The following is a 14,897-nucleotide window of genomic DNA, read 5'->3' as shown; positions in this document are numbered from 1 at the left end:
GGCTGGTCGGCGGTGACCGACACGATCCAATGGCCGGCGCTGGTGATGTTCGCGATCATCTTCTTCTGGACGCCGCCCCACACCACGTTCTGCGAGGTGCGGCGCTTGAGCAGCAGCGTGTAAACCAGCACGTAGAAGGCGATGGTGGCGCCCGCCAGGTGTGCCGACAGCATGTTCGTCGTCCACCACAGCCAGAAGAACGACGCCACCGACAGCGCCAACCCGAACACCAGCGCGTGGCTGCGTGGGACCGCGGCCCTGGCCAGCGGCCGGCGCGCCGTGCGCTTCATCACCTTGTCGATGTCGGCGTCGGCCACACAGTTGAGCGTGTTGGCTCCCCCAGCGGCCAGCATCCCACCGATCAACGTGTTGAGGATCAGCAGCGGGTTCACGGTGCCGCGGTGGGCGAGCAGCATGGCCGGGATGGTGGTGACGAGCAGCAGCTCGATGACCCGGGGCTTGGTCAGCGCCAGATACGCCAGGACCGTGCCGTGCACTCGGCTCGGTACTTGGGTCGGGGCGACATGCCCGCGAAGGCTCACGCAATAACTCCTCGGGGTCGCAGCAGCGCGCAGCATCTACTACGCACGATGGTAGACCGCGGGTCGGTAACGGCCCGCCCGCAGGGTCCATTCACCCAGGCTTCTCACAGATTTCCGAACTGGATGTTACGGGTCGACGGCCACCGCGTAATTTTCACATCAGCCGGCGGCGGCTACCCGAATCCAGCACTGCAAGAGCCGGCCCTCCCGCACTAGGGTGGGACTGATCAGCTCGATGACCCCAAGGACTGAGTCTGTGACCACACTCGAAGAGATTTCCACGCTGACCCAACCGCACCTCCCCGACGACTGGTCCGAGATCGACTCGGCCGCCGTCGACACCATCCGGGTGCTGGCCGCCGACGCGGTGCAAAAGGTCGGCAACGGGCATCCCGGAACCGCGATGAGCCTGGCTCCCCTGGCGTACACGCTCTTCCAGCGCGCGATGCGACACGATCCCAGCGACACCTACTGGCTGGGTCGCGACCGCTTCGTACTGTCGTGCGGGCACAGCAGCCTGACGCTGTACATCCAGCTGTACCTGGGCGGGTTCGGCCTGGAGCTCTCCGACATCGAGTCGCTGCGCACTTGGGGATCCAAGACGCCCGGGCACCCGGAGTTCCGGCACACCAAGGGCGTTGAGATCACCACGGGCCCGCTCGGTCAGGGTCTGGCGTCGGCGGTGGGCATGGCGATGGCGTCGCGCTACGAGCGCGGGCTGTTCGACCCCGACGCCGCCCCGGGTACCAGCCCGTTCGACCACTTCGTCTACGTGATCGCCTCCGACGGCGACATCGAGGAAGGCGTCACCTCGGAGGCCTCGTCGCTGGCGGCCGTCCAGCAGCTGGGCAACCTGATCGTCTTCTACGACCACAACCAGATCTCGATCGAAGACGACACCAACATCGCGCTGTGCGAGGACACCGCCGCGCGTTACGAGGCCTACGGCTGGCATGTGCAGAGGGTCGAAGGCGGCGAAAACGTGGTCGGCATCGAGGAGGCCATCGCCAACGCCAAGGCCGTCACCGACCGGCCGTCGTTCATCGAGTTGCGCACGATCATCGGCTTCCCGGCGCCGAAGTTGATGAACACCGGCAAGGCGCACGGCGCGGCGCTGGGCGACGAGGAGGTCGCGGCCGTCAAGGAAATCCTGGGCTTCGATCCCGGCAAGACGTTCGAGGTGCGCGACGAGGTCATCGCCCACACGCGCAAGCTGGTGGACCGCGGCAAAGAAGCGCACGAGAAATGGCAGGCCGACTTCGACGCGTGGGCACAGCGTGAGCCCGACCGCAAGGCGTTGCTGGACCGGTTGACCGCCGAGGAGCTGCCCGACGGCTGGGACGCCGACATCCCCACCTGGACAACGGAAGACAAGCCGCTGGCAACCCGCGCGGCCTCCGGCAAGGTGCTCAACGCGCTAGGGCCGAAGCTGCCGGAGCTATGGGGCGGCTCGGCCGACCTGGCGGGCAGCAACAACACCACCATGGACAACGTCAAATCGTTTGGCCCGCCGTCGATTTCGACGAAGGACTACACCGCCGACTGGTACGGCCGCACGCTGCACTTCGGGGTGCGCGAGCACGCGATGGCCGCCATCCTGTCCGGCATCGTCCTGCACGGGCCGACCCGCGCCTACGGCGGCACGTTCCTGCAGTTCTCCGACTACATGCGCCCGGCCGTGCGACTGGCCGCGCTGATGGACATCGACACCATCTATGTGTGGACGCACGATTCGATCGGGCTCGGCGAGGACGGCCCTACCCATCAGCCGATCGAGCACCTCGCGGCGCTGCGCGCCATCCCCAAGCTGTCGGTGGTGCGGCCGGCCGACGCCAACGAGACCGCGTACGCCTGGCGCACGATCCTGGCCCGCGGCAACGGCAGCGGACCGGTCGGGCTGATTCTGACCCGCCAGGGCGTGCCAATTCTCGAGGGCACCAACGCCGAGGGCGTGGCCCGGGGCGGCTACATCCTGGGCGACCAGGGGACCGAGGATCCCGACGTCGTGCTGATCGCCACCGGCTCTGAGGTCCAGCTCGCGGTCGAGGCCCAGAAGCTGTTGGGCGACAAGGACATTGCCGCACGCGTGGTGTCGATGCCGTGCGTGGAATGGTTCGAATCGCAGCCCGAGGACTACCGCGACAGCGTCCTGCCGCCGTCGGTGTCTGCCCGGGTGGCCGTCGAGGCGGGCGTCGCGCAGTCCTGGCACAAGCTCGTCGGCGACACCGGGCGGATCGTCTCGATCGAGCACTACGGCGAATCCGCCGATTACAAGACTTTGTTCCGTGAATTCGGTTTCACCGCAGAAGCCGTCGCGGCCGCCGCGGAACAGGTAGTGGATAACTGAGAAAGGGTGATTCACATGACTCAGAACCCCAACCTCGCGGCGCTGTCCGCCGCGGGCGTGTCCGTTTGGCTGGATGACCTGTCGCGCCAGCGGTTGCAGTCGGGCAACCTGCAGGAACTCATCGACACCAAAAGCGTTGTGGGAGTGACGACCAACCCGTCGATCTTCCAGAAGGCGCTCGCTGACAGCGACACCTACAACGACCAGATCTCCGAGTTGGCCGAGCGCGGCGCCGACGTGGACGCCACGATCCGCACGGTCACCACCGACGACGTCCGCAACGCCTGCGATGTGCTGCGGCCGCAGTGGGAGGCTTCTGACGGCGTCGACGGCCGGGTCTCCATCGAGGTCGACCCGCGCCTGGCCGCCGAGACCGACAAGACCACCGCGCAGGCTGTCGAGCTGTGGAAGATCGTCGACCGGCCCAACCTGTTCATCAAGATCCCGGCTACCAAGGCCGGCATTCCGGCCATCACCGCCGTTCTCGCCGAGGGGATCTCGGTCAACGTCACCCTCATCTTCTCCGTCGAGCGGCACCGCCAGGTGATGGACGCCTACCTGGCCGGTCTGGAGAAGGCCCGCGAGGCGGGACATGACTTGTCCAAGATCCATTCCGTCGCTTCATTTTTCGTGTCCCGGGTGGACACCGAGGTGGACAAGCGCCTGGAGAAGATCGGCTCGGAGGAGGCGCTCGCGCTGCGCGGTCAGGCCGGGGTGGCCAACGCCCGGCTGGCCTATGCCGCCTACCAGGAGATCTTCGAGGGTGGCGATCGCTACGAGGCCCTCAAGGGCAGCGGGGCCCGCGTGCAGCGTCCGCTGTGGGCGTCGACCGGGGTGAAGAACCCGGACTACTCCGACACGCTGTACGTCACCGAGCTGGTCGCGCCGAACACAGTGAACACCATGCCGGAGAAGACAATTGACGCCGTGGCCGACCACGGCGAGGTCAAGGGTGACACCGTCACCGGCACCGCCTCCGCCGCCCAGGAAGTGTTCGACAAGCTGGATGGGGTCGGGATCGACCTGACCGACGTCTTCCAAGTGCTGGAGAACGAGGGCGTGGAGAAGTTCGTGGAGTCCTGGACCGAGTTGCTGGAGGAGACGCAGAAGCAGCTGGGTTCCGCCTCGAAATGAGCCCTGCTCGCACCGCTGAACAATGGCATAACCCGTTACGGGACAGGCGTGACAAGCGGCTGCCGAGGATCGCCGGCCCATGCGGCATGGTGATCTTCGGCGTCACCGGTGATCTGGCCCGCAAGAAGGTGATGCCGGCCATCTACGACCTGGCCAATCGAGGGCTGTTGCCGCCGAGCTTCTCCCTGGTGGGATTCGCGCGCCGGGACTGGGAGACCCAGGACTTCCGCAAGGTGGTCTACCAGGCGGTCAAGGACCACTGCCGCACACCGTTTCGGGAGGAGAACTGGGAGCGGCTGGCCGAGGGATTCCGTTTCGTGCCAGGGTCTTTCGATGACGACGAGTCGTTCGGCCGGCTGGCCGAGACCCTGGACAAGCTGGACGCCGAGCGCGGCACCGGCGGCAACCACGCCTTTTACCTGGCGATCCCGCCGAAGTCCTTCCCGGTGGTGTGTGATCAGTTGCACAAGTCGGGGCTCGCCCGCCCGCAGGGCGACCGCTGGAGTCGGGTGGTCATCGAGAAACCCTTCGGGCACGACCTGGAGAGCGCGCAGGCCCTCAACCACGCGGTCAACGCCGTCTTCCCGGAGGAGGCGGTGTTTCGCATCGACCACTATCTGGGCAAGGAGACGGTGCGCAACATCTTGGCGCTGCGCTTCGCCAACCAGTTGTTCGACCCGATCTGGAATGCGCACTATGTCGACCACGTGCAGATCACGATGGCCGAGGACATCGGATTGGGCGGGCGCGCCGGCTATTACGACGGCATCGGGGCCGCCCGCGATGTCATCCAGAACCACCTGATGCAGTTGCTGGCGCTCACCGCGATGGAAGAGCCGGTCAGCTTCAACCCGTCGGCGTTGCAGACCGAGAAGATCAAGGTGCTTTCGGCGACCCAACTGGCCCAGCCGCTGGACGAGACCACCAGCCGCGGCCAGTACACCGGCGGCTGGCAGGGCGGCGAGAAGGTCGTCGGACTGCTCGACGAGGAGGGGTTCGCCGCGGACTCCACCACCGAGACGTTCGCCGCCATCACGCTGGAGGTGGACACCCGCCGCTGGGCCGGCGTGCCGTTCTACCTGCGGACCGGAAAACGCTTGGGCCGCAGGGTCACCGAGATCGCTCTGGTCTTCAAGCGCGCCCCGCACCTACCGTTCGATGCCACCATGACCGACGAGCTGGGCACCAACGCGATGGTCATCCGGGTTCAGCCCGACGAGGGCATCACACTGCGCTTCGGATCCAAGGTCCCGGGAACCGCGATGGAGGTCCGCGACGTCAACATGGACTTCTCCTACGGCTCGGCGTTCGCCGAGGAGTCGCCGGAGGCCTACGAGCAGCTGATCCTCGACGTGCTGTTGGGCGAGCCTTCCCTGTTCCCGGTCAATGAAGAGGTGGAATTAGCCTGGCAGATACTGGATCCCGTGTTGGATAACTGGGCGGCCGACGGCAAACCAGAGCCTTACGAGGCGGGCACTTGGGGTCCGGAGTCCGCGTTCGAGATGCTGCGCCGGACCGGGCGCGAATGGCGGCGGCCCTGATGATTATCGACATGCCGGACACCACCACCACCGCGGTCAACAAGAAGCTCGACGAACTGCGGGAAAAGGTCGGCGCCGTGACGATGGGCCGGGTGTTGACGCTGATCATCGCGCCGGACAGCGAGGCCGTCCTCGAGGAGTCGCTCGAGGCGGCCAACGACGCCAGCCACGAGCACCCCAGCCGGGTCATCGTGACGATGCGGGGTGACCCGTACGCCGACGAGCCGCGTTTGGACGCGCAGTTGCGAGCGGGCGGCGACACGGGCGCCACCGAGGTGGTGATCCTCAACCTGTCCGGGGCGCTGGCCGGGCACGCGGCCAGCGTCGTGACCCCGTTCCTGCTTCCCGATATCCCGGTGGTGGCGTGGTGGCCCGACGTCGCCCCGGCCGTGCCCGCCAAGGACCCGTTGGGCAAGTTGGCGATTCGGCGCATCACCGACGCCACCAACGGAACCGATCCGCTGGCGGCGATCAAGGGCCGCCTGCCCGGTTACACGGCCGGCGACACCGATCTGGCCTGGGCCCGCATCACCTACTGGCGGGCACTGTTGACCTCGGCAGTCGACCTGGCGCCCCACGAACCGATCGAGTCCGCATTGGTGTCCGGTTTGAAAACCGAACCCGCGCTTGACATTCTCGCGGGCTGGCTGGCCAGTCGCATCGATGGCCCGGTGCGCCGCGTGGTCGGCGAGCTCAAGGTAGAACTCACACGCGAGAGTGAAACCATCGTTCTGAGCCGGCCCCAAGAGGGCAGGACGGCGACACTGAGCCGCACCGCCAAGCCGGATGCGTTGCTTCCGTTGGCGCGCAGGGAAACCGGCGAATGCCTTGCCGAGGACCTGCGACGGCTTGATCCCGACGAGATTTACCAGACCGCGTTAGAAGGCATTGAGAAAGTGCAGTACGTGTGAGCACCATCATCGAAGTTTTCCCGGAGACCAAGGCGTTGGTCGAGGCCGCGGCCAACCGATTGGCCGAAAGCATCGGCAACGCCGTGGCGGCCCGGGACCGGGCGCTCGTGGTGCTGACCGGCGGCGGCAACGGCATCGGGTTGCTCGAGTCGCTGGCGGGCCTCGAGATCGCCTGGCCCAAGGTCCACCTGTTCTGGGGCGACGAACGTTACGTCCCCGAGGACGACGACGAGCGCAACGACAAGCAGGCGCGGGCGGCGTTGCTGGACCGGATCGACATCCCGTCCAGCCACGTGCACACGATGCCGGCGAGCGACGGCGAATTCGGCACCGATCTCGCTGCCGCGGCGCTGTCCTACGAACAGCTGCTGGCGGCCAACGCCGAACCCGGCCAACCGGCGCCGAACTTCGACGTGCACCTGCTGGGCATGGGGCCCGAAGGACACATCAACTCCCTGTTCCCCGACACCCCGGCCGTACTGGAAACCAGCCGCATGGTGGTCCCGGTCGAGGACTCCCCCAAACCGCCTCCGCGGCGAATCACCCTGACGCTGCCCGCGGTTCAGCGCTCGCGTGAGGTCTGGCTGATGGTGTCCGGCGCTTCCAAGGCCGACGCCGTGGCGGCGGCCATCGGCGGTGCGGCGCCGGTCTCGGTGCCGGCCGCCGGCGCGGTGGGCCAGGAAACCACGCTGTGGCTGCTGGACGAGGACGCCGCGAGCAAGCTTCCCCCGGGGCAGCGAAGCTAGTCCCCCACCCGGTGGGTCCGGGTCATAATGGCGGTCATGGCAGACAGAACCGTGCGCGGTGGGCAAGAGCGAAGCCGGATCAAAACCCTCACCCAGGCTGCGCTGAACGCCGACAAGACGGTGGAACAGGTCGAAGACGTCCTCGACGGACTGAGCACGACCATGAAAGAGCTGAACACTTCCCTGTCCGCCCTGAACGCCACCGTCGAGCGCATGGAGAGCGGCCTGGACCACCTGGACGGTACCCTGTCGCGGCTGGACGATCTGGCGCGGCGCCTGATCGTCCTGGTCGAGCCCGTCGAGGCGATCGTCGGGCGGATCGACGACATGGTGAAAGTCGGCGAGGTGATGATGACGCCGCTGTCCATGACCGAGCACGCGGTGCGCGGCGTGGTGGACCGACTGCGCAATCGCGCGGTGCAATAGCGGCGGGGCCGCTACATCTTGGTCGACCGGGCCATCACAAAGCTGTACAGCCCATAGGTGATGATCCCCACCCCGGCCGCGATCAACAGCGCCGCCCCGAAGTGCTGAGCCCCGAGGGTCTTCAGCGCCCCGTCGAGGCCGGTGGCCTTCTTCGGCTCCGAGCGGCACGCGGCGACGATCACCAGCGCGCCCGTCAGGGTGATCACGATTCCCTTGCCGATGTACCCGGCCACGCCGAGGCGGCGCACCAGCTCACCGGACTTGCCGCGGAGGTCGTCGACGAAGTTGCGGCTGGCGCCCTTGTGAATGTGGTAACAACCGACCGCGACGATGACCCCGCCGCACGCGATCAGCGCGATGGTGCCACCGGTCGTTGCCATCAGGCGCGCGCTGATGCCCGAATTCTGTTGGTCCGCCGCCCTGCCCGCGCCCCGGGCGAATCCGAACGCGGAATACGCGAAGGCCAGGTAGACCGCCGCCAGGCCCAACGCCTTCAGCCGCGACGACGCGTCCGATGACGAGCCGTCCGACTCACGGTCGCATGATCGGCCGAGGACGGCTTCGACGAGCCGCCACAGACCCATCGCCAACAGGGCGGCGGTGGCGATCCAGAGGGCGAGCGGGCCGCCCGGCTTGGCCGCCAGCGTCGCGAGGGCGCCCGTTTGGTCTGCGGTGCCGCCGTCTCCGCACGCGACCCGGATCGCGAGGTAACCGACGATCAGGTGCAGTATCCCGTTGACCACGAACCCGACGCGGGCGAGGCGTTCGAAGACGCCGTTCTGGGCGACTTGAGCCGCGCTGACGGGCGGGGCGATGTCCGACATGGCTTACGAATGCCCGTCACCCGCTGTTCCGTAACGCGCTGGCCAATCCGTTCATCGTCAGCAGGATGCCGCGCTGCACCAGTTCGTCGTCGTCGCCGGAGCGGTAACGGCGCAGCAACTCCACCTGAAGGTGGTTCAGCGGCTCCAGGTAGGGGAAGCGATTGAACACCGAACGCGCCAGCGCCGGGTTGTCGGCGAGCAGGTCGTCCTGACCCGTAATGAGCTTGTGCATCGCGATGGTTCGCCGATGCTCGTCCACGATCTTGCCGAATACCCGGTCCCGCAGTTCCTCGTCGTCGACCAGCTCCGCGTACCGGGCCGCCAGGCCGAGATCGCTCTTGGCCAGTACCTGCGCCATGTTGGACAGCACGCTGCGGAAGAACGGCCACCGCTCGTAGAGCTCGTGCAGGATCGCCACTCGCTCGTCTTCGCTTTCCGGCCCCGCCGCAATCCACTGCTCGAACGCCGACCCGGTGCCATACCAACCGGGGAGCATGACCCGCGACTGGCTCCAGGCCAGCACCCAGGGGATGGCGCGCAGATCCGAGATCGACGAGGTGGGTTTGCGTGACGTCGGCCGGCTGCCGATGTTCAGCGAACCGATCTCGCTGACCGGGGTGGAGGCCATGAAGTACTCGACGAAACCCGGTGTGTCGTACACCAATTCGGCATAGGCCCGTTGCGCCAGGGTGGCCACTTCATCGAGCACCGCGTAGGCCGGCTCCGCGGCGTCGCCCAGTCCCTCGACGTCGAGCAGTGTCGACTCCAGCGTGGCGGCCACCAAGCTCTCCAGGTTGCGCCGTGCCACCTGCGGTTCGGCATACTTGGCGGCGATCACCTCGCCCTGTTCGGTGAGCCGCAGCGAGCCGTTCACCGCGCCGGGGGGCTGCGCCAGGATGGCCTGATAGCTCGGGCCACCCCCGCGGCCGACGGTACCGCCGCGACCATGGAAGAGCCGCAAGCGGATTCCCGCTTTGCGGGCCACCTCGACCAAAGCCAGCTCGGCGCGGTAGACCGCCCAACTGGACGCCAGGTAACCGCCGTCCTTGTTCGAGTCGGAATAGCCGAGCATCACCTCTTGGCAACCGCCCTGGGCGTCGACGACCGCGCGGTACAGCGGAAGCTCGAGCATCGACTGCAGGATGTCCGCGCCGTTGTGCAGATCGTCGATTGTCTCGAAGAGCGGCGAGATGGCCACCGGGCAGTACGGTTCCGGCCCGGAAGCATCCAGCAGCCCAGCCTCTTTCAGCAGGATCGCCACTTCCAAGACGTCGGACACCGACCGGCACATCGAGATGACGTAAATCGGGACGGCGGCCGGGCCGTAGCGCCCGACGGCGTGCGTCGCGGCGCCGATGACCTCGAGTTCCTTGCGCGCCAGGTCGGACAGTTGGGCGCGGTCGCCGACCAGCGGCCGGCGGGTGCTCAGTTCGTCCACCAGCAGCGTGACCCGCTCGTCCTCGGGCAGCGAGGCGTAGTCCGGGTGCACCCCGGCCCACGCCAGCAGCTCCCCGACCACCTCTTCGTGGACGTCGGAGTTTTGCCGCAGGTCGAGGCCGCTCAAGTGAAATCCGAAGACGCTCACGCCTTCTCGCAGCAGGGCCAGGCGGTCTTCGGCCAGCAGCGCGCCGCCGTGGGTGCGCAGCGACTCGTCGATCGTGTCGAGGTCCGCCTGGAGCTCGGCCGGGGTGGAATACGGCGCCAGGCCGAGGTCCAGTTCGTGCTGCGGTTGACGGTCAAGGATCTCGGCGCCCGTCGCGGTGAGCCGGGCCCGGATGACCCGCACCGCCCGCCGGTAGGGCTCGTCGGCGCGGGCCTGCTCGGCGCAGCCCTCCGCCAGTTCGGCCAGCCCGGGGGTGACGGGGACGAGTCGCGCCGACATCGACAGGTCCTGCTCGAGGGCGGTGAGTTCTTCCAGGTAATGGGACAGTGCGGTGAACGCGGCGCTGCCGGTGGCCTGCCGGACCACGTCGCCCGTCACGTTCGGGTTGCCGTCGCGGTCGCCGCCGATCCACGAACCGGGCCGCAGGATCGGCGCGGCCAGCAGATCCGTGTCGGGCCAGCGTTTGCGCAGGGCGTCCCGGACCTCCGCGTTAACCTGCGGGATGACCTGGAAGAACGCGGCGGCGTAGTAGCGCAATCCGACCTCGATCTCGTCGGTGATCTGCAGCCGGGACAACCGGATCAGTGCGGTTTGCCACAGGGTGAGCACCTGGCGGCGCAACTCGCGCTCGATGTTGCGGCCGTCATCGGTTTCGGTGTGCCCCTCCGCGTGCAACCGCATCAGCTGGGTGATCCGGTGCTGGGTGACGAAGACGGTGCGCCGCCGGGTTTCGGTGGGATGGGCGGTGATCACCGGCGATATCAGGGCCCCGCGCAGCGCGTCGGAGACCGTGGCCGAATCGAGTTCGGCGCCATCGAGTTTGGCGTACGTCGCGGCGAGGCTGCTGTCCTGCGGCGGCTCACCGGCAGCGACGTGGATCGCGCGACGGCGCTCGCGGTGGATGTCCTCGGCCACGTTGGCCAGCAGCGCGAAGTGGCTGAACGCACGGATGACCGGGATCGCCTGGTGAATGTCGATGCCGTCGAACATCCGGGCCAGCTCGGCGCGGTCGATCTCGGAGCGGCGCACCCGAAACGATTCGACCCGGGCGCGTTCCACCAGGTCGAAAACCTCGTCCCCGTTCTGCTCGCGCACGGTGTCGCCGAGGATGGCGCCCAGCAGCCTGATGTCGGCCCGCATCGGCTCGGTCGCCTCGCGACCGACCAGCGTCCGTTGCACGGCGCCGATCGGTTCGAGCGCGATGTCGGAAACGTCAACCATGTGTCCCAGTATCGGTGCGGATCACGTGGTCCGCCCGCCGACGGGTCACCGATACTTGATGAGCAGGGCGACCCCGATGATGGACACCAGCCAGATGCCGGTGATGAACAGCGTCAACCGGTCCAGGTTCTTCTCCACCACCGTCGAGCCGGAAAGGCTGGACTGCACGCCGCCGCCGAACAGCGTCGACAGGCCGCCACCCTTGGCGCGGTGCAGCAGCACCAGCAACACCACCAGCACGCTGGTGACCACCAGGGTGATCTGCAGGGCCAACTCCATGACGCCAAATCCTACCGGGTGGCGCTCGATGGGCCGCAAACGGCCCGCCGCGTGCTAGAGCAGCCTTCCTTGCCCTTTTTCCACATGCGTGCAACGATCGGCAATTAGATGCTCGGTTGAGAAAATCAACGTCGGCATCGAGCGATTTCTCGCAACCGTCGCTCTTCACACTTTGCACATTTGCTACGTGCCAGACATTCGGACGTGGCGATGACTGCCGAATTCAGCGAAGTCAAAGACGAAGATGCGGTTGTTCAGGCGTTGGCGGCCGGTTCGCGGCAGCGGATGGGAACATTCCGCTTCTATTTCGACGGGCAACGCTGGGAGTGGTGTGAGCAGGTAGCACGGCTGCATGGCTACGAACCGGGCACGGTGACGCCGACAACCGAGCTGGTGCTCGCGCACAAGCATCCCGACGATCGCAGGCAGATCGCGGCAACCCTGGATGACATCCGCCGCAACCACGGTCCGTTCAGCACGCGACATCGGATCATCGATGTGCAGGGCAACGTTCACCACGTTGTCGTGGTCGGCAACCAGCTCGTCGACGAGGCCGGCACCGTCGTTGGCACAGAAGGCTTTTACGTCGATGTGACGCCGACTGACCACGTAAACGAGGCCCTGACCGCCGAAGTCGAGAAGTTCAGCAAGAATCGCGCCGTCATTGAACAGGCCAAGGGCATGTTGATGGTGATCTACGGGATCGATGAAAAGACCGCATTTGCGTTGCTGACATGGCGATCCCAGGAGAACAACGTCAAGCTACGCCCCCTGGCACGGCAAATCCTCACCGAATTTCTGGCACTCTCGCGCCGAGACGCACACCCGCTGCGAGCCGCTTACGACGACATCGTGCTGACTGCCCATCTGCGGATAGGCGCCCGGCGTTGCTGACCCCTGCCGCCTAGGGCAGCGGCCCGCCGGCGGCGATCGCCGCCAGCGTCGCGAACTGCTCGCCGTCCAGCGAGGCCCCGCCGACCAGCGCGCCGTCGATGTCGTCGCGGGCGATGAGCTCGCCGATGTTCTTGGCGTTCACCGAGCCGCCGTAGAGCACCCGCACGGCGTCGGCGACCTTTGACGAGGCGAGGGACGCCAACTCTTTGCGGATCGCCGCGCACACCTCCTGGGCGTCGGCGGCGCTGGCCACCCGTCCCGTCCCGATGGCCCAGACCGGCTCGTAGGCCACGACGACCGAGGCGATCTGTTCGGCCGATAGCCCGGCCAGCGAACCGCGCAGCTGCTCCTCGCAGTGCGCGACGTGGCCGCCGGCCTCTCGGACGTCCAGGTGCTCGCCGATGCACACGATCGGGGTCAGCTCGTGCTTGAGCGCCGCGGCGGCCTTGGCGGCCACCAGCGCGTCGTCCTCGTCGTGATAGGTGCGCCGCTCGGAGTGGCCGACCACGACGAAGCTGCAGCCGAGCTTGGCCAGGAAGGCCCCGCTGATGTCACCGGTGTAGGCGCCCGAGTCGTGCTGGGACAGGTCCTGGCCGCCGTAGGTCAGCCGCAGCTTGTCACCGTCGACCAGGGTCTGCACGCTGCGCAGGTCGGTGAAAGGCGGCAAGACGGTGACGTCGACCTTGTCGTAGTACTTGTCGGGCAGCGCGAACGCGATCTTCTGCACCAGCGCGATCGCCTCGAAGTGATTGAGATTCATCTTCCAGTTGCCGGCGATCAGCGGCTTGCGGCTCACGCGTCCCCTCCACCTGGTTGCGGCTCCCCGAGCACCTCGATGCCCGGAAGTGTCTTGCCCTCGAGGTATTCCAGCGAGGCGCCACCGCCGGTCGAGATGTGCGAGAAGTCGGCCTCCGGGATGCCGAGGGCACGCACCGCGGCGGCGGAGTCGCCGCCGCCCACCACGCTGAACGCGCCCTTGCCGGTGGCCGCGGCGATGGCCTCGGCGACGCCCCGGGTGCCGGTGGCGAACGCCGGGAACTCAAACACGCCCATGGGGCCGTTCCAAAAGACCGTGCGGGCGTTGGAGAGCAGGGCCGCGAACCGCTTCACCGATTCTGGCCCGATGTCCAACCCGATCACGTTGTCGGCGATGGCGTCGGCGGCCACTGTCTGCGGCGGCGAATCAGCGGCGAACTGCTCGGCCACCACGACGTCCTTGGGCAGCCGCAGCACGTCGACATAGGTGTCGAGCAGCCGGCGGCAGGTATCCACCATCTCTTCTTCCAGCAGCGACTTCCCGACCGAAAATCCTTGTGCAGCAAGGAATGTGAAGCACATCCCACCGCCGATCACGATGCTGTCGGCCTTGGTCGCGAGCGATTCGATGACGCCGAGCTTGTCGGACACCTTCGACCCGCCGAGCACTACGGCGTACGGGCGATCGGTGGAGCTGGTCAGCTGCTCCAAGACCGCGATCTCCTCGGCCACCAGCGTGCCCGCGTAGTGCGGCAGCAGCGTGGCCACGTCGTAGACGGAAGCTTGCTTCCGGTGCACCACCCCGAAGCCGTCGGAGACGAAAGCGCCTCCGGGCGAGACCAATTCGGCGAGTTCGCGGGCGAGCGCGAGTCGCTCGCCGTCGTCCTTGCTGGTTTCGCGCGGATCGAAGCGGATGTTCTCCAGCAACAGGACGTCGCCGTCCGTGAGCCCCTCGGCCCGGGCCAGCGCGTCGCCCCCGACCACATCGCCGGCGAGCTGTACGTGCCGGCCGAGCTGCTCGCCGAGCGCCGCGGCGACCGGCGCCAGGGACAGCTTCGGGTCCGGCCCGTTCTTCGGCCGACCGAGGTGCGCGGTCACCACCACCTTGGCCCCGGCGTCGACAAGCGCCTGCAACGTGGGCACCGACGCGGTGATCCGGCCGGGGTCGGTGATCGCACCCTCATCGTCGAGCGGGACGTTCAGGTCGGAGCGCACCAACACGCCCCGACCCGAAACCCCTTCGGCCAGCAGGTCTTCGAGTGTAGGAACGGCCACGGCGACTACAGCGACTTGCCGACCAGCGCGACGAGGTCAACGAGGCGGTTGGAGTAACCCCACTCGTTGTCGTACCAGGACACCACCTTGGCCTGGTTGTCGATCACCTTGGTCAGGCCGGAGTCGAAGATCGAGCTGTGCGGGTCGGTGACGATGTCGCTGGACACGATCGGGGCGTCGTAGTACTTCAGGATGCCCTTGAGCTTGCCCTCGGCGGCGGCCTTGAACACCGCGTTGATCTCCTCGGCACCCGCCGACTTGGCCAGCTCGACGGTCAAATCGGTCACCGAGCCGGTGGGGATCGGCACCCGCAGCGCATAGCCGTCGAGCTTGCCCTTGAGCTCGGGCATCACCAGGCCGATGGCCTTGGCCGCACCGGTGGAGGTCGGCACGATGTT

General features: G+C 67.2%; 13 protein-coding genes and 1 pseudogene. 7 read left to right on the top strand and 7 right to left on the bottom strand.

The genetic code is table 11. From position 1 onward, the window contains the following. Positions 1 to 497: UbiA family prenyltransferase (locus A5695_RS16980; RefSeq protein WP_369830201.1), on the bottom strand; the 497-nt coding region annotated here is incomplete at its 3' end. A 301-nt stretch (positions 498 to 798) separates the two neighbouring features. Here A5695_RS16980 and tkt point away from each other — a divergent pair. Genes tkt through A5695_RS16950 form a run of 6 tightly spaced genes read left to right on the top strand, consistent with a single transcriptional unit; the run spans position 799 to position 7,647 of the window. Beyond that, entirely contained in the window at positions 799 to 2,889 is a 2,091-nt protein-coding gene (tkt, locus tag A5695_RS16975; protein ID WP_068084412.1) for a transketolase, read from the top strand. A gap of 15 nt (positions 2,890 to 2,904) precedes the next feature. Continuing rightward, positions 2,905 to 4,023: a transaldolase gene (gene tal, locus A5695_RS16970; protein ID WP_068084409.1), complete on the top strand. Its 1,119-nt coding sequence runs from the start codon at positions 2,905 to 2,907 to the stop codon at positions 4,021 to 4,023. Continuing rightward, the gene (gene zwf / locus A5695_RS16965) at positions 4,020 to 5,564 is read left to right on the top strand and encodes a glucose-6-phosphate dehydrogenase (RefSeq protein WP_068084406.1); all 1,545 of its coding nucleotides are present in this window, start codon (positions 4,020 to 4,022) and stop codon (positions 5,562 to 5,564) included. The genes tal and zwf overlap by 4 nt, the downstream gene beginning before the upstream one ends. Continuing rightward, complete coding sequence (gene opcA / locus A5695_RS16960; protein ID WP_068084418.1) at positions 5,564 to 6,475, top strand: glucose-6-phosphate dehydrogenase assembly protein OpcA; 912 nt, start codon at positions 5,564 to 5,566, stop codon at positions 6,473 to 6,475. Before zwf ends, opcA begins: the two co-directional genes overlap by 1 nt. Continuing rightward, positions 6,472 to 7,221, top strand: coding sequence for a 6-phosphogluconolactonase (gene pgl / locus A5695_RS16955; RefSeq protein ID WP_068084403.1), 750 nt, complete (start codon positions 6,472 to 6,474; stop codon positions 7,219 to 7,221). The genes opcA and pgl overlap by 4 nt, the downstream gene beginning before the upstream one ends. A gap of 27 nt (positions 7,222 to 7,248) precedes the next feature. Then, positions 7,249 to 7,647: an ATPase gene (locus A5695_RS16950; RefSeq protein WP_068084400.1), complete on the top strand. Its 399-nt coding sequence runs from the start codon at positions 7,249 to 7,251 to the stop codon at positions 7,645 to 7,647. 11 nt (positions 7,648 to 7,658) lie between these two features. Here the strand turns inward: A5695_RS16950 and A5695_RS16945 are convergent, their stop codons facing one another. Genes A5695_RS16945 through secG form a run of 3 tightly spaced genes read right to left on the bottom strand, consistent with a single transcriptional unit; the run spans position 7,659 to position 11,574 of the window. Then, positions 7,659 to 8,471: a DUF1206 domain-containing protein gene (locus A5695_RS16945; protein ID WP_068084397.1), complete on the bottom strand. Its 813-nt coding sequence runs from the start codon at positions 8,469 to 8,471 to the stop codon at positions 7,659 to 7,661. A 16-nt stretch (positions 8,472 to 8,487) separates the two neighbouring features. Further along, the gene (gene ppc / locus A5695_RS16940; protein ID WP_068084394.1) at positions 8,488 to 11,295 is read right to left on the bottom strand and encodes a phosphoenolpyruvate carboxylase; all 2,808 of its coding nucleotides are present in this window, start codon (positions 11,293 to 11,295) and stop codon (positions 8,488 to 8,490) included. Between the two features lie 45 nt (positions 11,296 to 11,340). Continuing rightward, positions 11,341 to 11,574, bottom strand: coding sequence for a preprotein translocase subunit SecG (gene secG / locus A5695_RS16935; RefSeq protein ID WP_040624202.1), 234 nt, complete (start codon positions 11,572 to 11,574; stop codon positions 11,341 to 11,343). Positions 11,575 to 11,784: 210 nt separating this feature from the next. On the opposite strand from secG, the gene A5695_RS16930 reads away from it, so the two are divergent. After that, positions 11,785 to 12,468: a PAS and ANTAR domain-containing protein gene (locus tag A5695_RS16930; RefSeq protein WP_068084415.1), complete on the top strand. Its 684-nt coding sequence runs from the start codon at positions 11,785 to 11,787 to the stop codon at positions 12,466 to 12,468. 10 nt (positions 12,469 to 12,478) lie between these two features. On the opposite strand, the gene tpiA is transcribed toward A5695_RS16930, so the two are convergent. From tpiA to A5695_RS16915, 3 genes and pseudogenes are all read right to left on the bottom strand, one after another. After that, positions 12,479 to 13,264 (bottom strand): triose-phosphate isomerase, encoded by a 786-nt coding sequence (gene tpiA / locus A5695_RS16925; protein WP_068084391.1) that lies wholly within the window; start codon positions 13,262 to 13,264, stop codon positions 12,479 to 12,481. Continuing rightward, on the bottom strand, positions 13,261 to 14,499 hold the full coding sequence (gene pgk / locus A5695_RS16920; RefSeq protein ID WP_068084387.1) for a phosphoglycerate kinase: 1,239 nt from the start codon (positions 14,497 to 14,499) through the stop codon (positions 13,261 to 13,263). Before pgk ends, tpiA begins: the two co-directional genes overlap by 4 nt. Before the next feature lie 5 nt (positions 14,500 to 14,504). Next, positions 14,505 to 14,897, bottom strand: a pseudogene (locus A5695_RS16915) (type I glyceraldehyde-3-phosphate dehydrogenase); the annotation flags it as partial.

Source organism: Mycobacterium sp. E1747 (genome assembly GCF_001667775.1).
Lineage (GTDB): Bacteria > Actinomycetota > Actinomycetes > Mycobacteriales > Mycobacteriaceae > Mycobacterium.
This window is presented reverse-complemented; position numbering and strand designations above follow the sequence as displayed.

Bases quoted from the DNA above. Each gene is read 5' to 3' on its own strand.
- A5695_RS16930 (WP_068084415.1), top strand. From the start codon at position 11,785: ATGACTGCCGAATTCAGCGAAGTCAAAGACGAAGATGCGGTTGTTCAG.
- tal (WP_068084409.1), top strand. From the start codon at position 2,905: ATGACTCAGAACCCCAACCTCGCGGCGCTGTCCGCCGCGGGCGTGTCC.
- secG (WP_040624202.1), bottom strand. From the start codon at position 11,574: ATGGAGTTGGCCCTGCAGATCACCCTGGTGGTCACCAGCGTGCTGGTG.
- A5695_RS16945 (WP_068084397.1), bottom strand. From the start codon at position 8,471: ATGTCGGACATCGCCCCGCCCGTCAGCGCGGCTCAAGTCGCCCAGAAC.
- zwf (WP_068084406.1), top strand. From the start codon at position 4,020: ATGAGCCCTGCTCGCACCGCTGAACAATGGCATAACCCGTTACGGGAC.
- A5695_RS16950 (WP_068084400.1), top strand. From the start codon at position 7,249: ATGGCGGTCATGGCAGACAGAACCGTGCGCGGTGGGCAAGAGCGAAGC.
- ppc (WP_068084394.1), bottom strand. From the start codon at position 11,295: ATGGTTGACGTTTCCGACATCGCGCTCGAACCGATCGGCGCCGTGCAA.
- opcA (WP_068084418.1), top strand. From the start codon at position 5,564: ATGATTATCGACATGCCGGACACCACCACCACCGCGGTCAACAAGAAG.